Genomic DNA, 19,406 nt, shown 5'->3' on the forward strand with positions numbered 1-19,406 from the left:
ACGTGCCCGGCCCCGAGGTCAGAGCTCCCGAGAGGCTCGCGGTGATCGGCGACGCCAGCGTCGACCACTTCGTCCGGGTCCCACACATCGCCGGACATGACAACAAGGCGATTGGCCAGCTGGTCGGCATCTACGGCGGCGGGATGAGCGCGAACGTCGCTGCTGCGGCCGCAGTCCAGCGGGTCCCTGTCGAGCTGGTCACCAAGACCGGTGTCGGCCCGCAAACGGACGCGGTCTATCGCGAGCTCGTCAGCTACGGCGTCGAGCTGCGGCGCAGTGTCCGCGACCCTGAACGAGCGACGTGGATGTGCTTCGTACAGCTGGATCCGACCGGCGAGAAGGCCCTGGTAGGCGCGGACACCGGCATCAAGGTACCCGAGGTGACGGAGATCCACCCCGGAGTGTTCGCCGACGCCGACTACGTGATGCCCCTGGCCGACGATCTCGTCTGGGCGGCCGAGCTGGCCGAGCTGGCCACTGCTGCCGGCTGTCGCACGGCCATCGACCTCGAGCCCGACGCCTTCGAGCCGGAGCAGGAGGAGCTGCGACGGCTACTGGGCCACACCGACGTCGTCTTCCTCAACGGTGCCGCCGCTCAGAAGTGGGCTCCGGACCCGCTCCACGCGGCTCGCGCCATCCATGCCCTCGGCCCGCTCGAGGTGGTCGTCAGCAGCGGCGCGGCAGGCGCTCTCCACTCCGACGCCGACGGCCGGGTCCACCGCGCGCAATGCACTGATCCGGTGCAGGCCGTCGATACGACAGGGGCCGGCGACGCCCTCGCCGGCGCGTTCCTCGGGTCTCGTCTCGGTGGCGCGGACCCGGCGAAGAGCTTGCAACGAGCCGTCGCACACGCCACCTCGTGCGTGCTGCACATCGGCTCACGGACCTACCTCGAACACCTGCCCCAGAACCAACCCACGATCGACGTGACCACAGAAAGGGCTCCTGCGTGACAACCGACCTGCAATCCAAGTTTCACGGATCACTGGCCGCCGGCTGCATCGCCGATGCACTCGGCGCACCGACCGAGGAGCTCAGCCGCCGACAGATCCAGAAGGCCTTCGGCGGCTACGTCACCGACTTCCACGCTCCGCTGCCGGAGGCCCCCTACGCCAAGGGACGCAAGGCTGCACAGATCACCGACGACTCCAGTCAGATGCTGATGCTCGCCCAGCTCCTGGCGAGCCGCGGGAACGCCCTGAGCGCGGCTGACATGGCAGACCTACTGGTCAGGTGGTCCGCCAACCCCAACTACTTCCCTCACTTCGCCGGACCGACGACGCGTGCCGCCATCGAACGGCTCGCACGGGGTGACGACCCACTGAAGGTCGGCCGCTCCGGGTCAATCATGACCCAAGGTTCCAGCAACGGTGCGGCGATGCGCGTCGCACCGATCGGCCTGTTCCACCATGCCGATCCCCGGGGCCTGCTGGAGGCGGCCTACACCTCGTGTGTCCCGAGCCACAACACGACCGCGGGCGTCGCCGGAGCGACGGCGATCGCCGCCGCCGTGGCACGGGCATGTTCCCCCGGCGTGGAGCTGACAGACATCGTCAAGTCCGCGGTCGAGGCCGCCGACGAGGGCGCTCGGATCGGCTGCGAGCGAGGACGCGATGTACCTGGCGCCTCGGTCCCGCGTCGGATCGAGCGCGCGGCCCAGCTCGCGGTCGCGGCGCGAGATGACACGCACGCGATCGAACTCATCTCCGACGAGATCGGCGTCGGGCTGCCCGCCGCCGAAGCCGTCCCAGCCGCGATCGGATTCTTCGTGGCCGGCGCCGGCGACCCCATCAGGGTCGCTCAGCTGGCCGCCAACGCTGGTGGCGACAGCGACACCATCGGCTGCATGGGCGCAGCAGTCGCCGGCGCGTACAGGGGCATCGAGGCGATCCCCACCGAGGTCATCGGCGAGGTCGAGACCGCCAACGACCTCGACCTCGCCGATGTGGCTGCCCAGCTGCTGAGCGCCGCACGTCAGTGACTGTCCGTCGAACGTGAATGTCCAGTCGAGAGATCGGTGAGGTAGTTCCATGTCGAGCAAGCAGCAGCACGAGTTCGCGAAGGTCGGCCCCACCGAACGGCTCTCCTTCGGAGCAGGTGACCTGGCGACCAACATCGCCTGGGGCGCGATGGCCACGTACGTCGTCTTCTTCTACACCGAGGTCATCGGGGCGGCGGCCGCCGCTGTCGGCACCATCATCCTCTTGTCCCGACTGCTGGACGGGATCACGGATGTCCTGATGGGTGCCGTGGTAGACCGCACCAAGTCACGGTGGGGCAAGGCCCGGCCTTGGATCCTGTGGGCCGCGGTGCCGTTCACCGTCGCGCTGGTCCTGGTCTTCTGTGTTCCAGACGTCGGCCCCGGGGCGACGTTGGCATACATCGCGATCAGCTACAACATGCTGATCATCGCCTTCACGGCGGTGGTGATCCCCTACGGGACCCTGAACACCAGGATTACTCGCAACTACACGGAGCGATCCCGACTCAACGTCACCCGCATGTTCGGAGCGACCCTCGGTGTGATCCTGGTCACCGTCCTCACTCTTCCGATGGTCGATGCGCTGGGAGGAGATCAGCGGGCATGGGTCATCACCTTCGTGATCTTCGGCGCCATCGCCACTGCACTGTTCTTCCTCACCTTCAACAACACCCGCGAACGCATCGAGGACACCCAGGCAACCGACGACCAGCCCGGTCTGCGCGAGACGCTGGGACTGGCCCTACGCAACAGGTACTGGCTGCTGCTGTTCGCCATATTCATCGTCTTCAGCGTCGCGGAGTCGCTGTTCACGGGCGGTACCGCCTACTACGCCCGGTACCTGCTCGGCGACGCCGGCATCGCCGCAACCATCTCGTTCATGCTCTACATCCCGGCACTCATCGGAATGCTGTTCATGCAGCCGGTGTACCGACGGTTCGGCAAGATCGCCCCGATGATCGTGGGAGCGGTCCTGTTCGTCGTCGGTTCCGCCATGATCGCGATCGACCCGACGAACCTCAACCTGGCGATCGCCGGCTCGATCATCCGAGGCATCGGACGGATTCCCATCTTCGGTGCGATCTGGGGAATGCTCCCTGACACCATCGAGTACGGGGAGTGGCGGACCGGCCGGCGAGTCGAGGGAGTGCTGTACAGCGCCGGCAGCATGGGACAGAAGGCGGGCTACGGCCTCGGAGCCGCGCTGCTCGGATGGATCATGGGAGCCGCCGGCTACAGCGGTCTGAACGACGTGCAGCCGGACTCGGCCATCACAGCCATCAACGCCGTCTTCATCTACATTCCCATGGTTCTCTTCCTGGCACTCATCGTGCTCTTCAGCATCTACCGGCTGGAGAAGATCTATCCCCAGGTCGAGCGCGAGCTAGCCGAACGACGCCTCTGAGCGGCTCAGCACCCCGTCAACTCTCCAACAATTGCCACTTCCCTTGTCACTTGACAAGGGAAGTGGCAATCTAAAGGAATGTCGGTCGGAGTCTCAGAAGCAGCGGAACGCCTGGGCGTGTCCCGCCAGCGCGTGCTGCAGATGATCGCCGACCGGAGCCTCCCGGCCGAGCGGGTCGGCCGCTCCTGGTCGATCAACGAGGTCGACCTCGCACACCGACGTGTTCCCCTCGGCCGTCCGCTCTCACCCGAGATGGCAAGAGGCTTCCTGGAGCTGGCCGCCGGCTCCCGCCCCTCGCTGGATGCGCGGAACGTCTCGCGGCTGCGGGCTCGCATGGTCCGGCTCGTCCGCGAGGTGTCCTCCGGTGGCGACCCCGCGGGCCTCTTGAGGTCGTGGCTGCCCCACCGTGCCGATCGCCTCGAGAAGTCCGTCGCCGCAGCGGACCTCGGCGACGCGATGGCCGACCATCGCCTCGCCGCGTCCGGCGTCTCCGATCCTCGCGCGGGCATGGCGTCCCCCGGGATGGGCGAGGGCTATGTGGACGAGCAGCTGGCCGCGCCGTTCTTCGCCGAGCACTTCGCCGTGGATGCCGACTCGTCGGTTCCCGCGAACCTCATCGTCCACGTTGCACGACGTGTTCCCCCGATCTCGCCGGTGCTGATCGCTGCCGACCTGGCCGACTACCGTGCCGGACGCGAGGACGGCCAGGCTCACGTCGTCCTCGCCGAATGGATCGAGTCCGGCGACTACGACGAGGACCTCGTCTTCGGGCGGCGGCGCCCGTGACCGTGACGCTGCCTCCCACGACCGACTCCATGGCCGAGTCGTGGCACGCCCTGATGGACCTGCACGAGGCGTTACGCGGCCGATGGACCGTCGTCGGCGGGCAGATGGTCCACCTCCACTGCGCTGAGCGTGGCACCTTCCCCTTGCGGTCGACCGATGACGCCGATGCGCTTCTCGATGCCAAGTCCCATCCGTCGATCCTCAAGGACTTCACGGCCGGTCTCGTCGACGCGGGGTTCGAACCGCTCACCAGCGGCAGCGGCCATCAGCACCGTTGGCAGAAGGACCGGGCGCAGATCGACGTGCTGATCAGCAACAAGCTCGGCGAGCGCAAGACCTTCCTGACCGTCACCGGAGCGCCGACCGTGGGCACACCCGGTGCTGTGCTCGTCCTGAACCGTTCCGAGGACATCGCGGTCGAGCTCGCCGGCCGAGTCGGCACGGTTCGACGGCCCACCCTCGTTGGCTCACTCATCGCCAAGGCCGCAGCACACACGGTCGGTGAAGGTCGGGACCGACACAGGCAAGACTTCGCCGTGCTCGCCTCGATGCTGAATGCTGGGGACCTACGCGGAGCGGACCTCGCCAGGAGGGAGAAGAGGTACCTCGCCCAGATGGTGGAGGCGATCCAGGCTGACCCGGTCGCGCTCCACCTCGCGCCTGACGTCCGCAGCGGCCTGGCACGGCTCCAGCAGATCCTGTTGCCCTGACTCCTCCACGTTCCTCGCCCCCAAGGCTTCCAGCTGGACTAACCAAGTGATGGACGGCTGGTGGCACCGACGGACGTCGCGGAGCTTCTCTCGGTGACCAACGTGGCGACTATCGAGGCGTACGACGGCAAGCGGTACCAGGTGCGCTTCCGGATGCCCGAGCACAAGCAGACCAAGAGGCGAGGCTTCAGGACCAAGCGCGATGCCGAGCAGTTCGCTGCCGCCGTGGAGGTCCAGAAGTACCGCGGCGAGTTCATCGCCCACCGGGCCGGCCAGGTGACCATCGGCGAGCTCGGCCCGGACTGGCTCACCCGCCAAAGCGCCCACCTCAAGCCGTCGTCCCTGCTGGCGCTCAAAGTCGGGTGACGCGTTCACGTCCAGCCGCGCTGGCGCGATGTCCGCGTCAGCGACATCAGCCGCACCGCCATCCAGAACTGGGTCGCCGCGATCGGCGCAGACCGGTCAGCGACGACGGTCAAGCGCGCCTACGGCGTGCTGTCGTCCATCCTCGACGACGCCGTCGCCGACCGACGCATCCTCGCCAACCCGGCCAAGGGTGTGAAGACCAAACGCAGGGCCACGCGAGGCCGCGTCTACCTCAACCACCGGCAGGTCGAGCGCCTCGCACAAGAAGCCGGTGAGTCCGCTGGCATCGTGCTCGTTCTCGCCTACACCGGCATCCGGTGGGGCGAGATGATCGCGCTGCGTGTGCGTGACGTCGACACCACCAGACGCAGACTCTCGATCGAGCGGAACACCGTCGAGGTCGGCACCGAGATCCACATCGGCACGCCGAAGAACCACGAGCGCCACTCAGTCCCCTACATCCAGATGCTGGACCCACTGTTCGACCGCGCGTGCGCGGGCAAGCCGCCCGACGCGCTGCTGTTCCCCGGCCCTGATGGCAACCTGCGACGGCGCACCCGGACCGACGGCTCATCCGGAGGCTGGTTCGCCGGCGCCGTCCGCCGCGCGGGCATCCCTCGCGTCACTCCCCACGACCTCCGCCACACCGCAGCGTCGTTGGCCATCTCCTTAGGCGCCAACGCCAAGGCGGTCCAACGCATGCTCGGGCACAAGTCGGCGGCCATGACCCTGGACGTCTACGCCGACCTCTTCGAGGACGACCTCGACGCCGTAGCGGTCGCGATGAACGAAGCCGCCTTGCGCGCGCTCACCTAGACGCGCCGCGACACGGTACGCCCACGACGGAGCGGACGAGGATCTAAGAGAACAGCTCACCCGAACCAGTGAGTCCTACGCGGCGAAATGACGCAGGGCCCAAACCTAGAGCCCGTCCCCACATAGCGGTCGTTTCATGTATGAGGCCATGCGGATCCGCGCGGTCCCGACACTTTGACCCATCGACCACTTAGTCTCGGCGCATGTCGCCGAGACCTCACGTATCGCCGAGGATCGAGAAGAACTTGGCGCTGCGCAATGGGAATGCCTGCGCGTACCCCAAGTGTGGCGACGCCCTGACCTTTGAAGCGGCCCACCCAGAAGACGAGTCGAAGGTGGTCGGCAAGGTTGCTCACATAGCCGCTGCCAGTCCCGGCGGCCCCCGCTACGACGCGAGCATGACGGACGCCGAGAGGTCGTCTATCGACAACCTCATCTTTCTATGCGGCACTCATCACGACGCAATCGACAACCAACTCCACTTCCACACCACCCAGTACCTCTTGGGCGCCAAGAGGAACCATGAAGCACTCGTGCGACGAAGCGTGCGAACCGCGCTTGGCCAGATCGGCTTCGCCGAACTGGAAGCAGTCTGCGCCTCACTCGCAGGCGTGTCAGCGACTCCAGGATCCGTACAGATGCCGCTCGACGTGAACGACAAGATCGAGCTAAATGGACTCGGAGACGACTCCCGCGCGTCCATCTCGGACGGAATGGCACTTGTAGGGACCGTTGCCACCTACATCGACGCGATGAGGAACATCGACGCCGGGCTCGGGGAGCGACTCTCAGCGCGGTTCAAGGCGGCGTACTTCGAGGCTGTGGGTGAGGGATTGGATTCCGACGGAATCTTCGACCATCTTGTCTGGACCGCGATGGAGCATCACGGGGCAACGGTAAATGCGAATCGACAAGCCGCCGCGCTTGCCGTGGTGGTCTACCTGTTTGAGCGATGCGAGGTGTTCGAGAGTGCGCCAGGTTCTACCAAGTAAGCACACGCCGCTGCGCCGCTCATTGCTCGGACAGGGAACCCTGCTGCTGGGCATTCTCTCTGAGGCGAGCCTTCCCGTTGCGATGCTCTTTGCCCTGGCCCGCGAACGGAACCCCGATGACTTCGACTTCGCCACCTTCGTTCTGACGCTGGACTTCCTCTTCATGATCGGAGCAGTAGACCTGACCGGTACGTCGATCACGAGGACCACTCGGCATGCTTCGTAGGATCTCGTCGAACAAGTCGACTTTCACTCCGATTGACTTCAAGTCGGGTCTGAACGTCGTCCTTGCTGAACGGTCAGAGGCTGCTGGCACGACCGATAGTCGAAACGCCCGCGGCAAGTCGACGTTGCTCCACATACTCCATTTCATGCTCGGCGGTGACGCAGCCCGGCAGCTCAATGGGCTGCGCAATGAAGGATGGCGGTTCCAGCTCGACCTCGACCTTCTAGGTGCGCAAGTTTCGGTGACCCGCGGCCTTGATGACCCAGGAACACTCGACATCGAGTACCCGGCCGCCATGACTGAATCAGTCAGCCTGTTCCTGACAGAGGGTCGCCTCAAAGCGAGCGACTGGAAGGATCTACTCGGGCTCGCACTCTTCGGGCTAGAGCCCGAGGTCAGCGCACGTTCGTATGGGATCTCGGTTCGTACGCTGTTCAATTACGTGATCCGGATGGACCCTGGCAAGGATCCGCTCAAGGTCATTCCTGTGCAACCAGCTTGGAGCTCGCGTCAGCACGTGGCCTTCATGCTTGGTCTCGACTGGGAAGACGTATACGGGCTTCGCGAAGTTAACCGCGACATCGATTCCCTGAAAGCTGTCGATGAAGCCCTTGCGCGGGGCCTCATCGGGGTGGGCGATAGCGAGGCGACCCTCCTCATGGAGAAATCCTCGATCTCATCCGAGCTTTCGACACTGACCGGCCGCGTCGATGGATTCGAGATACTTGAAGATCCAGATGGCCTGGTCGACCGCGCCAATGCCCTAACTGCCCGGCTCGCGACTCTTCGCGATGAGCAGCTTGTCGACCAGCGCATGGCTGATCTGTACCGTTCGTCTCTCCGCGACGCACTCGAACGTGGCCCTGAATTGGTCTGGTCCGACGTTGCTGACGTCTACGAGCAAGTGGGCATACAGCTCGACCCAGTGATTCGCCGCCGCATTGAGGACGTAAGAGAGTTTCACGACGTGCTTGCTCGGAATCGAGGTCAGTATCTGGAGACGGCGATCAGCGAAACTACCGCGCGCTTAGAGACGCGATCGACTGAGATGACAGCTCTCGCCAGCCAGAGAGACGACGTGATGCGCGCCGTCAATGCGGGAGGGGCGTTGGAGGAACTCATCGCGCTCCGTGATGAAGTTTCTGGGCTCGAACGACGATTGCACGAGATCGATGTCAGCCTTGATCAGGCACGGAACGTGACCATCGAGTCCGAGCGTCTGAAAGTCGAGCGTGCTCAGCTCCGACAGGTGACGCAATCCAAGTTGGAGGCAACGCGCGACGAGCTCGATCGCATCTCTGTCCGTTTTGATCAGCGCATGCGCGCCTTGTACGGCTTCGGCGGAGTCCTACAGGCCGCCGTCGACGACTCGGGTTATGTGTTCAAGATTGAGGTCCCAGGCCAAAACAGCACAGGCGTCAGCAAGATGAAGACATTCTGCTTCGACCTCGCTCTCCTGGAAGAAGGCATGGTCACCGGACACCATCCTGACTTCCTGGCGCATGACTCATCGCTCTTCGATGGAGTTGATCCACGACAGGTCGCTTCTGCATTGACGATGGCACAGGAGCTAACTACTGCATCGGGACTGCAGTATGTCTGCACGTTGAACAGCAACGACGTCGACGGCAGCGTATTGAAGTCTGACTGGTTCAGATCATGCGTAGTCCGAGAAGTCATGGACACAGAAGAGGGCGGAATCCTCGGTGTCAGGTTCTGACCGGGTGGTAACTCAAGAACTCGAAGACATGCAGGCCGGACAGCCGCTCGGAGTCGTGAACGTTCATCAGGCACGCGAGGTCTTGAGCGTTGCATGATTGCTGGCATGCGCCGCGCGACTCAATACGCCTCGGTCCGGCGTGCGTCATTCGGGGCGGTAGGCCGCAAGTCGTCGGTGGCGGCGCCGACTGACTCTTGGCCCCTCATCCCCGCGCTCGCGACCTCGTCCAGTTCACCTGGCACGTCTCAATCTCATCCGCATCGTGAGAAAAGCGTGCCCAAACGGGCCTTCGCGGAGATGCGAAGACCCCCGACTTTGCTGGGATTCCAGACAAAATCGGGGGTCTCCCCAGGGCGGTGGCGGTGGGATTTGAACCCACGGTGGGTTTGACCCCACACATCATTTCGAGTGATGCACCTTCGGCCGCTCGGACACGCCACCGCCGGGTACCCTACCGGACAGCCGATGCCTGTCCCGAATCAGGCCGGGGCATCAATGCCGGACCCGGGAGCGGGGCGGGCGTGCGCCCGGGACGCCTTCATGAAGCCGTCGATGGCGTCCCACGCGACCAGCAGCACGATGCCTGCCGCGATGCCGGTGCCGAGGTTTGCCTCGACCTGCGGCGTCATGCCCACCGCAGCGACGAAGCCCTCGGAGAACAGCTGCTCCTGGGTGAGCAGCCAGGCCGCCGGGATGGCGAGCGCGGCACCCAGGGCGGCATTGACCGTCGCCAGCCGGAAGGTCCAGTCGCCCTTCGTGTACTTGACCACCTCGAGCACGATGCTCAGCGCGACGACGACCAGGAGAAACGGCAGCCAGAACGACCACAGGTCCGGGTCCAGCACCGTCACCTGCTCGCCGGCGTCGTCGGTGGCGCAGGGGCGGAAGTGCTGCAGGACGGTCACCACGATCACGGCCACGTAGAAGGTGATCGCGAGGATCGTCTCCGTCGCGGAGACCGTGCGGCTGGCCGGAGGTCCGGGATCTCATCGACGCTCCACACCGGCGCCTCCGCCTCGGTCCCGAATCGGTCGATCAGCGCAAAGGTCAGCGTCGTCCAGAAGGCCACCTGGATCGCGATGCCCAGAGCGTCCCCGATCGCGCCGCCGATGATGGTCCCGAACGGCTCACCGTCCACGACGCCGAGGACGACGATGATGACCGCGATCACCCCGGCACGATGATGAACAGCCTGATCAGCAGGCGCCACCAGATCAGGAAGTAGCGCGGGCCGATGAGCACCTGGTTCATCCCGCTGTACTGGCTCGCCAGGCGGTCGGGTTGCCGAGCTCGGTCAGCACGGCGTGCTCGGCCACCCCGGCCGGCTCCCCGTCCTGCGTCCGGGACTCGACCATGTCGTCGATCAGGGCGCGCAGCTCCGCACCGATCTCACGGCGGCGGCCCTTCGGGACGGTTCGCAAGGTGGCGTGGACGTATCGGTCGACGATGTTGCTCTCGTGCACTCGCTGCCGGTCGTTCATGACCTGTTCCCCTCGGTCAGCTTCTTGATGGACTGGTGGACGTTCTCGATGTCCTCGAGCAGCACGCCGAGGACCGACTCCCCAGCGGCGCTGGTCCGGTAGACCTTGCGCGGCCGCGCCTCCTCGGTGTTCCACTCGCTCGTCAGGAGCCCCTGGTCCTCGAGCCGACGCAGCAACGGATAGAGCGTGTTGGCGTCGACGCTGAAGCCGTACTCACCAAGCGTCTGCAACAGCCCGTAGCCGTGGCCCGGCTCCTTCAACGCGCTGAGGCTGGCCACCACCACGGTGCCGCGGCGCAGCTCCTGCAGATGGGTCCTCACGATGTCGTCCGTGCTCATGCTCCACACATTACTGTGTGTCACACAGTAATGTCCACTGCACAGCACTGTGTGGCTCGTCCTGCGAGGATGGAGAGGTGCCGACGCCCGATCTCGACGCCCTCGTTGCTCGCGCCACCTCCTTGAGCGGCGACCGCCACCGGACGGTCCTCGGCATCGTCGGCGCACCGGGCTCGGGCAAGACCTCCCTGGCCCAGCGGCTGGTCTCCCGCCTCGACGCCGCCGGAATGCCCGCTGCCCGAGTGCCCATGGACGGCTTCCACCTCGCCGACGTCGCGCTGGCCGAACGCGGTCTGCTGCAGCGCAAGGGCGCAGCCGAGACCTTCGACGCCCACGGCTATCTCGCCCTGCTCCGACGGGTCCGGGAGGAGACGGACCACGACGTCCTGGCACCGGGGTTCGAGCGGACGCTGGAGCAGCCGATCGCCGCGGTCGTCACGGTGGCCCCACCGGTCCGGATCGTGGTGACCGAGGGCAACTACCTGCTGGACGAGGCCGAGCCGTGGCCACTGGTGCGGGCAGAGCTCGACGAGGTGTGGTTCGTCGATCTCGACGAGGACCGCCGCCGAGCCCGCCTCGTCGGCCGGCACGTGAAGTACGGCAAGAGCCGCGACGAGGCGCAGGCCTGGGTCGACGCCGTCGACGAGCCCAACGCACAACGCGTGCTGGCCCGCCGCGGCTCCGCGGACCTCGTCATCGCGACGTAGGCGGTGGGGCGGGCGAGCTCACGTAGCCCTCGTCAATGTGGTCTCGATACACCACGGCCAACAACGCACTCACCGACGTGGTCTCGATACACCGCTCGCAGAGCTCGCGTCGCACTCGACCACCGAGAACGCTCAGCAACCATGACTCCGCGACGATGACATTTCTCATGGGTGGGCCGTGAACGCACGCACCTGAGCTGATGACTGCGCTCACTACTGCCGGGCGCGCGAGCCGACGAGAGTGAGGACATGAACACACGACGCACCCACTCGACCCGCCGGCCGCGGCCCACTCGTGAGCTCCGCCTCGCCGAGCTGATCGATGCTCACCGGACCATCCGACAGCACCTGTGGGGCATCCGATGAGCGCCTCCCCAAAGACCACGGACACGGCCACCGCGAACACCGACCCCGCAGCCAACGACACCGTCATCAGCGCCCGAGGCCTGCGCCGCGTCTACGGCCAGGGATCCGACGCCTACGAGGCCGTCAAGGGCCTCGACTTCGACGTCCGCGAGGGCGAGGTCTATGCCCTCCTCGGCACCAACGGCGCGGGCAAGACCTCCACCTTCGACCTCCTGGAGGGGCTCGCCGCCCCGAGCGGGGGCACGGTGCAGGTCTTCGGGATGGACCCGCTGGCCGAGCGCCGCATGGTCCGGCCACTCGTGGGCACGATGCTGCAGTCCGGCGGCCTGCCCGCCGAGCTCACGGTGCGCGAGACACTCCAGATGTGGCGCGGCACGACCAGCACGCCGACGACCGTCGACGACGTCGTGCAGCGCGTGGACCTCCAGCATCGCCTCGACGTCCGCGTCGGCTCCCTCTCCGGAGGCGAGCAGCGACGCGTCGACCTCGCGTGCGCACTGCTGGGGCAGCCGCGCCTGCTGTTCCTCGACGAGCCCACCACCGGCCTGGACCCGGAGAGCCGCCGCCGCACCTGGCAGCTGCTGGCCGATCTCAAGGCCGACGGCGTGACCATGGTGCTCACCACCCACTACCTCGACGAGGCCGAGTCGCTCGCCGACCGGATCGCGATCATGCACCGCGGCGCCGTCGTCCGGAGCGGGACGCTGCGCGAGATCGTCGACCAGCACGCCTCACGCATCGCCTTCGACCACCCGGGGCTCACCCTGCCCACGCTGACCGACGCGAAGGTCGATGCCGGCGCCCGCGTCGTGATCTCCACGCACGACCTGCAGCGCCACCTCGCCGAGGTCCTGCAGTGGGCCGACCACCACCAGCTGGAACTGTCCGGCCTGGAGGCTCACGCGGCCTCCCTGGAGTCGGTGTTCCTCGACGTCGCCCACGACGACAAGGCACCCGCGGAGCCCGACGGCCAGCCCAGCACCGCCACCACGACAGGAGCCTTCGCATGACCATCACGGCCCCCACACCGACCTCGCGCCTGCGGCCCCTGACGGCGCTCGCCAAGGCCGAGTACCTGCAGTTCCGACGCAACCGCACCCTCATGTTCATGGGGACGGCCTTCCCCATCGGCATCCCGCTGATGACGTACATCCTCGCGCGACGCCAGGACGCCTCACCGGCGGAGATGGCGACGCTGACACTGGAGATGTTCGCCTACATCGGCCTGATCTTCGTGCAGTACTACTCGGTGCTCTCGCTCGTGACCACCCGCCGCGGCGAGGGCGTGCTGAAACGACTGCGCACGGGTGAGGCCGCCGACTGGCAGATCAAGACCGCACCCGCCTTCCCCGGCGCGCTGCTGATCATCATCGGTGCGCTCGTCATGGCCGCGATCGTCTACGGCAGCGGCGCACCGGCACCGGTAAACGTCGTCGCGCTCCTCGTGGCGCTCCTCGGTGGGGTCGTCGTCTTCTCGGCACTCGCGCTGCTCACCGCGGCCTTCACCAAGAACGCCGAGGCCGCGCAGGTCACCTCCCTTCCGGTGATCGCGCTGGCGACGATGGGCATGGGCACGATCCGCAGCATCCTGCCCGACCGGATGGCCGAGATCGTCGACTGGACGCCCTTCGCCGCCATCGGCGACCTCGTCAGCCTGGGCGTCGACGGCAAGCTCGCGATCGGGTCCGGCCCAGTGCACGACTTCATGGGCACCTTCGGCGAGATGGGGCAGCCGGTTGTCACACTGGTCGCATGGACGGTCCTGGCCCTCGTGCTGACGAGGCGCAGCTTCCGGTGGGACGACCGCGGGTGAGCGGTACTGTTCGCCGCCCACAGCCCGGCACCCCCGCCGGGTCCGAGCGCCGCCCACGGCCCGGCACCCCCGCCGGGTGGAGGGCCTGGTGGGACGGGCTCTCCGATCCCGAACGCTTCCGGATCTACACCCGTCTCACCTCCGAGGTGGCCCTCGGCGGCGTCGCCGTCACGATGGCCTTCTCGGTGCGTGGCCCGTGGCAGAGCCTCGCGCTGCTGGTCGTCGCGTTGGCGGCAGTGCTGGCACTGGAGTCCCAGCCGGAGCTGTCGGGGCGGCCGGTCACTCCGCGACGGCGGTGGGCCCGACGGCTGGGAGCCGCGCTGCTGATCGCGGTGTCCGTCATCAACACGGTCATCGTTCGCACCACCGACGAGGACAGTCGCATCGACGACGCGCGCACCGTCGGCATCATCACCCTGCTGGTCGCCGCGATGGCACTGGTCACCTTCCTGCGCCACCGGTGGTGGATCGCCGTGGGGCTCGGCGTCCTGGCCGGGCTCGCCTACGGTGACTGGCCGGCCGGCGTCGTCACGACGGCCCTTCCGGCCGCAGCGCTCAGTGTCTTCATGGTGGCCGTCACGTTGCTCACCCTGTGGGGACTGCAGGTGGTGGAGGACCTCGAGCACGCCCGCTCCGTGGAGGCCGAGCTCCAGGTCACGCAGGAGCGGCTGCGTTTCGCCCGCGACCTGCACGACGTCGTGGGCCGCGGGTTCTCCGCTGTCGCGGTCAAGAGCGAGCTGGCCGCCACGCTCAGCCGGGCCGGGGACACCGGCCGCGCCACCGCCGAGATGGACGAGGTCAAGGCACTGGCCGTGGAGTCGATGGAGCAGATGCGAACCCTGGTGCGTGGCTACCGCGACATCAGCCTCGCCTCCGAGGTGGCCGGCGCACGCTCGCTGCTCTCGGCCGCCGGGTGCCGGCTGAGCGTGGAGGGCGAGGCCGACCGCGTCCCGCAGGAGTTCCACGAGGTGGCCGCCTGGGTGGTGCGCGAAGGGACCACCAACATCGTCAAGCACACCTCCGCCAGCCAGGCCACGCTCGCCCTCGGGCCCGAGGGCATGACCCTGACCAATGACGACGCGGGCGACGTCGGTCCCGCCCGTTCGGGCCACATCGGTCTGGCCGAGCGTCTCGACGCGGTGGGTGCCACGATGAGCACGGCTGTCGAGGACGACCGCTACGTCCTCCAGGTGCGATGGGAGAGCCCATGATCCCGGTGCTCATGGCCGACGACGAGACGCTGATCCGCACCGCCCTCGCCACGATGCTCGACCTCGAGCCCGACCTCCACGTCGTGGAGCACGTCGACTCCGGAGAGAAGCTGCTGACCAGCTGGCAGCAGCGCGTCGACGCAGACGAGCCGGTTGCCGTGGCGGTGCTCGACCTGCAGATGCCCGGCCTGGACGGCATCGACACCGCCGTCCGGCTGCTGGAGCTCACGCCCGGCGCCGCCGTCCTCATCGTCACCAGTCACGGTCGGCCCGCCCACCTCAAGCGGGCGCTCGCCGCGGGGGTTCGAGGGTTCCTGCCCAAGACGACCTCCGCGTCCACGCTCGCCGAGGTGATCCGCACGGTGCACGACGGTGGTCGGTACGTGGACCCGACGCTCGCGGCGGAGGCGATCAGCGCCGGCGAGTCGGCGCTGACGCCCCGCGAGGCGGACGTCCTGGAGTACGCGCTCGACGGCGCCTCGGTGGAGGAGATCGCTGGGCGCGCGCACCTGGCCGTCGGCACCACACGCAACTACCTCTCCTCAGCCATGGCCAAGCTCGCAGTCGCCAACCGCTACGAGGCCGCGCTCAAGGCCCGCGAGCTCGGCTGGATCTGAGGGCCCGGACTCGATGTCCTCACCGTAGGAGGCCGCTCACGTTCTCGCGGACCTCCCACCGAAGCACCAGGCCGCCGACGGCTGAGTACGGCGATGAGAACTCTGCACCACGAGTTCCATGGCACGCACCTCACCTCAATGACGGGAAGCGAGCATCGCGTTGCTGATGGCCGAGGAGCCCCCGAGGGCGAGGCCACCATCAACCGCCACCACAACCCCGGTAACGAAACTTGCTTGGTCCGACGTCAGCCAAAGCACAGCATCCGTCACGTCTTGGGCTGTCGCCCAGCGTCGGAGGGGAATAGCCTGCGTCCATGCCTCTTCGCTTGCCGCGGTGGGGGCCAGGCGTGACATTCCCTCCGTGCCGTGCACCGGCCCAGGTGCTACAGCATTGACACGAACTCCTTCCGGCCCCCATTCGAGCGCAAGCGTTCGGGTGAGCTGATCGACACCGGCCTTCGCGGCGCCAACATGCGCCTGCCCCTGCGTGGGCAGCCATGACTGCGCTGCTGAGATGTTGACCACGGTCGCGCCCGGCTTGTTGAGGTGTGGCCACGCAGCCCGCAGGACATTGAAGGTGCCGAGGAGATCGATGTCCACGACCGACTTGAACCCATTGGACGAGAGATCCGACGCCGCAGCGCTGAAGTTGCCCGCCGCGCCCGAGATGACGATGTCGATCCCGCCCCACGTGTCGACGACCTCGGTCAGGGCCTGCGCCACCGATGCAGCATCACGCACGTCGGCAGCGAAGCCGAGGCAGGGCGTGCTTGCGGAGAGCTGCTCGACTGCTTGAGTCACCTTCTGTTGTTGGCGGCTCAGCACGGCGACACGGGCTCCCCGAACGGCGTAGGCCTTTGCGATCTCGAGATTGATGCCACTGGTGCCACCCGCGATGAAGGCCACCTTGTGCTGAAGTTCCATGTCAGCCTCTTTCTGTCCTGTTCTGCATGTCATCCAGGTGCGCGTGAGTGCGCGGTCGTTTGGGTCACGGCATGCCACACCGTCCGTTGCTGATCGCCGATCATCACCGGTTCCGAATCAGCGGCGCTGATAGACGGGCTGTCGCTTGCCCAGGAAAGCTTCTCGAGCCTCACGGGCGTCCTGCGTCATGCCGAGCAGGACCTGCTGGCGATTCTCCAGCTCCACTGTCGCCTCGAGAGAGGCTGTCTCGAGGGCCAGCCACATCCCCTGCTTGGTCAGCGAGACCGAGGCTGGTGGATTCAGCTTGATCGTTTCAGCCGAATCCAGTGCAGTCTGAATCAAGGAGCCGGCAGTGACCACCTGCGTCAGGAGTCCTGCTCGTTCCGCCTCGGCAGCATCGAAGCGACGTCCGGTGAGCATCCACTCATGAGCGCGGCCTGCACCGACGATTCGAGGCAACAACCACGAGACTCCGACGTCGCAACCCGAGTACCCGGCCCGGATGAAGGACGCAGCGAAGAATGCCTCCGTCCCTGCGAACCGCACATCGCAAGCCAGTGCCAGGGCCAAGCCACCTCCAGCGGCAGCTCCGTTGACCGCGGCGATGACCGGATGCGGCAATGCATGGATCCGAGTGGTCAAAGCAGCGATCTGCCGTTGCCGGTCCAACGCCACGAGTGGGTCCTCGACCGGATCGAGCGGCCCGCGGTCGTCCCAAGCCTTCAGGTCAAGGCCAGCACAAAAGGCTGCTCCGGCCCCGGTGAGAACGACGGCGCGGCAGGCGCGATCGGCAGCGACGACGTCGATCGCGCGGTGGAGGGCCGTCACCAGCTCTGCGTTGAGAGCGTTGAGCTTCTCCGCCCGATTCAACGTCAGCATCCAAACGCCTTCGCAGGGCTGGCTCAGGAGGACGAGCTCAGACGATGAGGAGGCACTCTCCGTGCCCGGGGAGTCAACCCTGCCCTCAGCTGCCATAGACGCCCACTCCGACCTGCGTGATCTGCGCGCCGTCGACCGGCAGGACCGCTCCGCTGACAAAACGCGACTCTGGCGACGCGAAGAACAGCACGGCGTTCGCTACATCCCATCCAGTACCCATCTGATGACCGAGCGGCACTCGTTGGTTGCGGCCCTCGACGATTTCGTCGACGGGAAGCCCCAGCTTGCGTTGGACACTCCCCACGCCCAAGGGGGTGTGAATGAGACCCGGCATCACGACATTGCTACGGATGCCGAATCGCGCATGAGTGCTCGCGATGCTCTTGCTGAGCGCATTGACGCCAGCCTTGGCAGTGGAGTAGGCGATCAGCGGGGTTGTCGCCTCGGCCGCGATAGACGAGATACTGACGATGCTGCCGGTGCGACGTTCAATCATCGAGGGGAGCACGTGCTTGCAGGTCAGCGTCATGCCCCGCAGGTTCACTCGATGGATGCGGTCCCAGGCTTCCACATCGAGCTTGCCGATCGAGGAGTCTCCGTCACCAATGCCAACGTTGTTGCACAGCACATCGATGTGGCCGAGAGCCTGCAGGCTCTCGGAGGCGATTCGGGCGCACGCATCCTCCGATGAGATGTCCGCGACGATCTCAACGCACTCCGATCCCTCGGACCGAACGATCTCGGCGGTCCCTTTCAGCGACTCCTCGTCACGGTCCACCAACGCGAGTCGAGCACCATGACGAGCCAACGTGATTGCGATCGCACGGCCGTTCCCCACCACGGTCTCACTCTCCACGCTTGGACCTTGACCGGCTCCGACGACGACGGCGGTGACTTCTGTGAGTCTCGGCTCGAATGACATGGCTGGGTCTCCTTGTTCCTTGGGTTCGACGTCCCGGGAGGACGTCATGACTGATGAATCTGTTCCATGGCCCGTTCAAGAAGCGCGATCGCGCGCCGATGGAGCGACTCACCTGTCTCGACCGATGCGCGACCTGCGAGCGAACGGGCGTACGTCCCCTCGATCACGACGGCGAGCTTGAAGCAGGCCAGAACGACGTACCAGTCGAGGCAGGAAAGGTCGCGTGAGCTGAGCCGGGCGTAGTGCTCCACGAGCTCAGTCGGCGAGGTCAGCCCGGGTAGTTCACCGATGGCGCTCTGAAGGAGGTCCTCACGGCCAGGCGCCGGCCATGTGGCGAGCAGCCAGCCGAGATCGAGCAACGGGTCACCGACGGTCGTCATCTCCCAATCAACAATGGCCAGGACCTGACCCCCGTCATCGACCATGACGTTGCCGACGTGGAAGTCCCCATGCAGAATCCCCGGCGTCCACTGCTGCGGGACCCGCTCAGCCAACCATCGGGCGATCTCTTCGGTATGAGGAAGGGAGCCTCCGCGGTATCGAGGGTCCTGCTCATAGCCGCGGAGCTCATCGAGCCATCGGCCAGGCTGCCGTTGGAGGAAGCCATCCGGCCGACCCAGGTCCTGCAGCCCGATGGCAACGGGATCCAGTGCGGACAGCTGGGTCAGCGCCGTCACAACCTGCACGCCGAAGTCGTCCTGCGCCTTCGTGCTCGTCTGCAGTCGCGCCGGGACGGTCACCGCCGGGTTGACACCCAGGACCGGCTTCATGAGGTAGAACGCCGATCCAATGACGTGCTCTGAGGGCTCTGCCGCCACCAGCCTGGCGTGCGGGACAGACGTCGAGGCGAGCGCCTCGAGAAGGCGCATCTCCCGCCTCAGCACCCTTGCGCTGTTGGCTCGCAATGGTTCAGGGCCGCGGCGGAGCACCACGTCGAGATCTCCGCGACGTATCCGGATCAGCACGTTCTGCGTACCACCGGCCAGCACCACCGCATCACCGATCGGTCCCGACCCGAGTCGTCTACGGTCCATCCAGGCGGTCAGGAGCTCGGGGCACAGGAGCCGTTCGACCTCGACAGCGTCCGTCACGCTGCCACCCGGTTCAGGATGTGTGTCGCGACCTCATCGCGCGCCAGTGGTTGGT

The 19,406-nt window shown here is 66.5% G+C and carries 23 protein-coding genes and 1 tRNA gene; 15 read left to right on the plus strand and 9 right to left on the minus strand.

Going from position 1 to position 19,406, the window contains the following annotated elements; genetic code table 11:
* The first annotated feature begins 2 nt into the window (after positions 1 to 2).
* The 10 genes from ACEVFP_RS19155 (at position 3) to ACEVFP_RS19200 (ending at position 9,002) form a co-directional block, all read left to right on the plus strand.
* On the plus strand, positions 3 to 953 hold the full coding sequence (locus tag ACEVFP_RS19155; RefSeq protein WP_375001120.1) for a carbohydrate kinase family protein: 951 nt from the start codon (positions 3 to 5) through the stop codon (positions 951 to 953).
* Positions 950 to 1,981: an ADP-ribosylglycohydrolase family protein gene (locus ACEVFP_RS19160; protein ID WP_375001121.1), complete on the plus strand. Its 1,032-nt coding sequence runs from the start codon at positions 950 to 952 to the stop codon at positions 1,979 to 1,981. The genes ACEVFP_RS19155 and ACEVFP_RS19160 overlap by 4 nt, the downstream gene beginning before the upstream one ends.
* Before the next feature lie 49 nt (positions 1,982 to 2,030).
* On the plus strand, positions 2,031 to 3,386 hold the full coding sequence (locus ACEVFP_RS19165; protein WP_375001122.1) for an MFS transporter: 1,356 nt from the start codon (positions 2,031 to 2,033) through the stop codon (positions 3,384 to 3,386).
* Positions 3,387 to 3,464: 78 nt separating this feature from the next.
* Positions 3,465 to 4,172, plus strand: a complete 708-nt coding sequence (locus ACEVFP_RS19170; RefSeq protein ID WP_375001123.1) for an excisionase family DNA-binding protein — start codon at positions 3,465 to 3,467, stop codon at positions 4,170 to 4,172.
* Positions 4,169 to 4,882: a hypothetical protein gene (locus ACEVFP_RS19175; protein WP_375001124.1), complete on the plus strand. Its 714-nt coding sequence runs from the start codon at positions 4,169 to 4,171 to the stop codon at positions 4,880 to 4,882. Before ACEVFP_RS19170 ends, ACEVFP_RS19175 begins: the two co-directional genes overlap by 4 nt.
* A gap of 60 nt (positions 4,883 to 4,942) precedes the next feature.
* Complete coding sequence (locus tag ACEVFP_RS19180) at positions 4,943 to 5,248, plus strand: Arm DNA-binding domain-containing protein (RefSeq protein ID WP_375001125.1); 306 nt, start codon at positions 4,943 to 4,945, stop codon at positions 5,246 to 5,248.
* 126 nt (positions 5,249 to 5,374) lie between these two features.
* Complete coding sequence (locus ACEVFP_RS19185; protein WP_375001126.1) at positions 5,375 to 6,064, plus strand: tyrosine-type recombinase/integrase; 690 nt, start codon at positions 5,375 to 5,377, stop codon at positions 6,062 to 6,064.
* Between the two features lie 203 nt (positions 6,065 to 6,267).
* Positions 6,268 to 7,056, plus strand: a complete 789-nt coding sequence (locus ACEVFP_RS19190; RefSeq protein WP_375001127.1) for an ABC-three component system protein — start codon at positions 6,268 to 6,270, stop codon at positions 7,054 to 7,056.
* Complete coding sequence (locus ACEVFP_RS19195; RefSeq protein WP_375001128.1) at positions 7,034 to 7,282, plus strand: ABC-three component system middle component 6; 249 nt, start codon at positions 7,034 to 7,036, stop codon at positions 7,280 to 7,282. The genes ACEVFP_RS19190 and ACEVFP_RS19195 overlap by 23 nt, the downstream gene beginning before the upstream one ends.
* Positions 7,272 to 9,002, plus strand: coding sequence for a DUF2326 domain-containing protein (locus tag ACEVFP_RS19200; RefSeq protein WP_375001129.1), 1,731 nt, complete (start codon positions 7,272 to 7,274; stop codon positions 9,000 to 9,002). Before ACEVFP_RS19195 ends, ACEVFP_RS19200 begins: the two co-directional genes overlap by 11 nt.
* 354 nt (positions 9,003 to 9,356) lie before the next feature.
* On the opposite strand, the gene ACEVFP_RS19205 is transcribed toward ACEVFP_RS19200, so the two are convergent.
* The 5 genes from ACEVFP_RS19205 to ACEVFP_RS19225 all read right to left on the minus strand — a co-directional run bounded on the left by ACEVFP_RS19205 (position 9,357) and on the right by ACEVFP_RS19225 (position 10,821).
* A tRNA-Ser gene (locus ACEVFP_RS19205) sits at positions 9,357 to 9,443 on the minus strand.
* A 38-nt stretch (positions 9,444 to 9,481) separates the two neighbouring features.
* Positions 9,482 to 9,922, minus strand: a complete 441-nt coding sequence (locus ACEVFP_RS19210) for a hypothetical protein (protein ID WP_375001130.1) — start codon at positions 9,920 to 9,922, stop codon at positions 9,482 to 9,484.
* The gene (locus ACEVFP_RS19215) at positions 9,913 to 10,173 is read right to left on the minus strand and encodes a hypothetical protein (protein WP_375001131.1); all 261 of its coding nucleotides are present in this window, start codon (positions 10,171 to 10,173) and stop codon (positions 9,913 to 9,915) included. The genes ACEVFP_RS19210 and ACEVFP_RS19215 overlap by 10 nt, the downstream gene beginning before the upstream one ends.
* 76 nt (positions 10,174 to 10,249) lie before the next feature.
* Positions 10,250 to 10,483 (minus strand): hypothetical protein, encoded by a 234-nt coding sequence (locus ACEVFP_RS19220; protein WP_375001132.1) that lies wholly within the window; start codon positions 10,481 to 10,483, stop codon positions 10,250 to 10,252.
* Positions 10,480 to 10,821, minus strand: coding sequence for a PadR family transcriptional regulator (locus ACEVFP_RS19225; RefSeq protein WP_375001133.1), 342 nt, complete (start codon positions 10,819 to 10,821; stop codon positions 10,480 to 10,482). Before ACEVFP_RS19225 ends, ACEVFP_RS19220 begins: the two co-directional genes overlap by 4 nt.
* Positions 10,822 to 10,898: 77 nt before the next feature.
* On the opposite strand from ACEVFP_RS19225, the gene ACEVFP_RS19230 reads away from it, so the two are divergent.
* From ACEVFP_RS19230 to ACEVFP_RS19250, 5 genes are all read left to right on the plus strand, one after another.
* The gene (locus ACEVFP_RS19230; protein WP_375001134.1) at positions 10,899 to 11,528 is read left to right on the plus strand and encodes a nucleoside/nucleotide kinase family protein; all 630 of its coding nucleotides are present in this window, start codon (positions 10,899 to 10,901) and stop codon (positions 11,526 to 11,528) included.
* A 362-nt stretch (positions 11,529 to 11,890) separates the two neighbouring features.
* Entirely contained in the window at positions 11,891 to 12,904 is a 1,014-nt protein-coding gene (locus tag ACEVFP_RS19235; protein WP_375001135.1) for an ABC transporter ATP-binding protein, read from the plus strand.
* A complete protein-coding gene (locus tag ACEVFP_RS19240; protein ID WP_375001136.1) occupies positions 12,901 to 13,707 on the plus strand; it encodes an ABC transporter permease in 807 nt (268 codons plus the stop codon). The genes ACEVFP_RS19235 and ACEVFP_RS19240 overlap by 4 nt, the downstream gene beginning before the upstream one ends.
* The gene (locus ACEVFP_RS19245) at positions 13,704 to 14,918 is read left to right on the plus strand and encodes a sensor histidine kinase (protein WP_375001137.1); all 1,215 of its coding nucleotides are present in this window, start codon (positions 13,704 to 13,706) and stop codon (positions 14,916 to 14,918) included. Before ACEVFP_RS19240 ends, ACEVFP_RS19245 begins: the two co-directional genes overlap by 4 nt.
* Positions 14,915 to 15,535, plus strand: coding sequence for a response regulator (locus tag ACEVFP_RS19250; protein WP_375001138.1), 621 nt, complete (start codon positions 14,915 to 14,917; stop codon positions 15,533 to 15,535). Before ACEVFP_RS19245 ends, ACEVFP_RS19250 begins: the two co-directional genes overlap by 4 nt.
* 135 nt (positions 15,536 to 15,670) lie before the next feature.
* Here the strand turns inward: ACEVFP_RS19250 and ACEVFP_RS19255 are convergent, their stop codons facing one another.
* The 4 genes from ACEVFP_RS19255 to ACEVFP_RS19270 all read right to left on the minus strand — a co-directional run bounded on the left by ACEVFP_RS19255 (position 15,671) and on the right by ACEVFP_RS19270 (position 19,351).
* Positions 15,671 to 16,459, minus strand: coding sequence for an SDR family oxidoreductase (locus tag ACEVFP_RS19255; RefSeq protein WP_375001139.1), 789 nt, complete (start codon positions 16,457 to 16,459; stop codon positions 15,671 to 15,673).
* 117 nt (positions 16,460 to 16,576) lie between these two features.
* Complete coding sequence (locus ACEVFP_RS19260) at positions 16,577 to 17,338, minus strand: enoyl-CoA hydratase/isomerase family protein (RefSeq protein WP_375001140.1); 762 nt, start codon at positions 17,336 to 17,338, stop codon at positions 16,577 to 16,579.
* Positions 17,339 to 17,423: 85 nt separating this feature from the next.
* Positions 17,424 to 18,194, minus strand: a complete 771-nt coding sequence (locus tag ACEVFP_RS19265; protein WP_375001141.1) for an SDR family NAD(P)-dependent oxidoreductase — start codon at positions 18,192 to 18,194, stop codon at positions 17,424 to 17,426.
* A 110-nt stretch (positions 18,195 to 18,304) separates the two neighbouring features.
* The gene (locus ACEVFP_RS19270; RefSeq protein ID WP_375001142.1) at positions 18,305 to 19,351 is read right to left on the minus strand and encodes a phosphotransferase family protein; all 1,047 of its coding nucleotides are present in this window, start codon (positions 19,349 to 19,351) and stop codon (positions 18,305 to 18,307) included.
* Positions 19,352 to 19,406 lie beyond the last annotated feature (55 nt).

Source organism: Aeromicrobium sp. CTD01-1L150 (assembly GCF_041951745.1).
Lineage (GTDB): Bacteria > Actinomycetota > Actinomycetes > Propionibacteriales > Nocardioidaceae > Aeromicrobium.

What these genes read in the sequence shown, in the direction of transcription:
- ACEVFP_RS19250 (WP_375001138.1), top strand. Translation starts at nt 14,915, where the DNA reads ATGATCCCGGTGCTCATGGCCGACGACGAGACGCTGATCCGCACCGCC.
- ACEVFP_RS19190 (WP_375001127.1), top strand. Translation starts at nt 6,268, where the DNA reads ATGTCGCCGAGACCTCACGTATCGCCGAGGATCGAGAAGAACTTGGCG.
- ACEVFP_RS19220 (WP_375001132.1), bottom strand. Translation starts at nt 10,483, where the DNA reads ATGAACGACCGGCAGCGAGTGCACGAGAGCAACATCGTCGACCGATAC.
- ACEVFP_RS19165 (WP_375001122.1), top strand. Translation starts at nt 2,031, where the DNA reads ATGTCGAGCAAGCAGCAGCACGAGTTCGCGAAGGTCGGCCCCACCGAA.
- ACEVFP_RS19240 (WP_375001136.1), top strand. Translation starts at nt 12,901, where the DNA reads ATGACCATCACGGCCCCCACACCGACCTCGCGCCTGCGGCCCCTGACG.
- ACEVFP_RS19200 (WP_375001129.1), top strand. Translation starts at nt 7,272, where the DNA reads ATGCTTCGTAGGATCTCGTCGAACAAGTCGACTTTCACTCCGATTGAC.
- ACEVFP_RS19225 (WP_375001133.1), bottom strand. Translation starts at nt 10,821, where the DNA reads ATGAGCACGGACGACATCGTGAGGACCCATCTGCAGGAGCTGCGCCGC.
- ACEVFP_RS19260 (WP_375001140.1), bottom strand. Translation starts at nt 17,338, where the DNA reads ATGCTGACGTTGAATCGGGCGGAGAAGCTCAACGCTCTCAACGCAGAG.
- ACEVFP_RS19255 (WP_375001139.1), bottom strand. Translation starts at nt 16,459, where the DNA reads ATGGAACTTCAGCACAAGGTGGCCTTCATCGCGGGTGGCACCAGTGGC.
- ACEVFP_RS19235 (WP_375001135.1), top strand. Translation starts at nt 11,891, where the DNA reads ATGAGCGCCTCCCCAAAGACCACGGACACGGCCACCGCGAACACCGAC.
- ACEVFP_RS19170 (WP_375001123.1), top strand. Translation starts at nt 3,465, where the DNA reads ATGTCGGTCGGAGTCTCAGAAGCAGCGGAACGCCTGGGCGTGTCCCGC.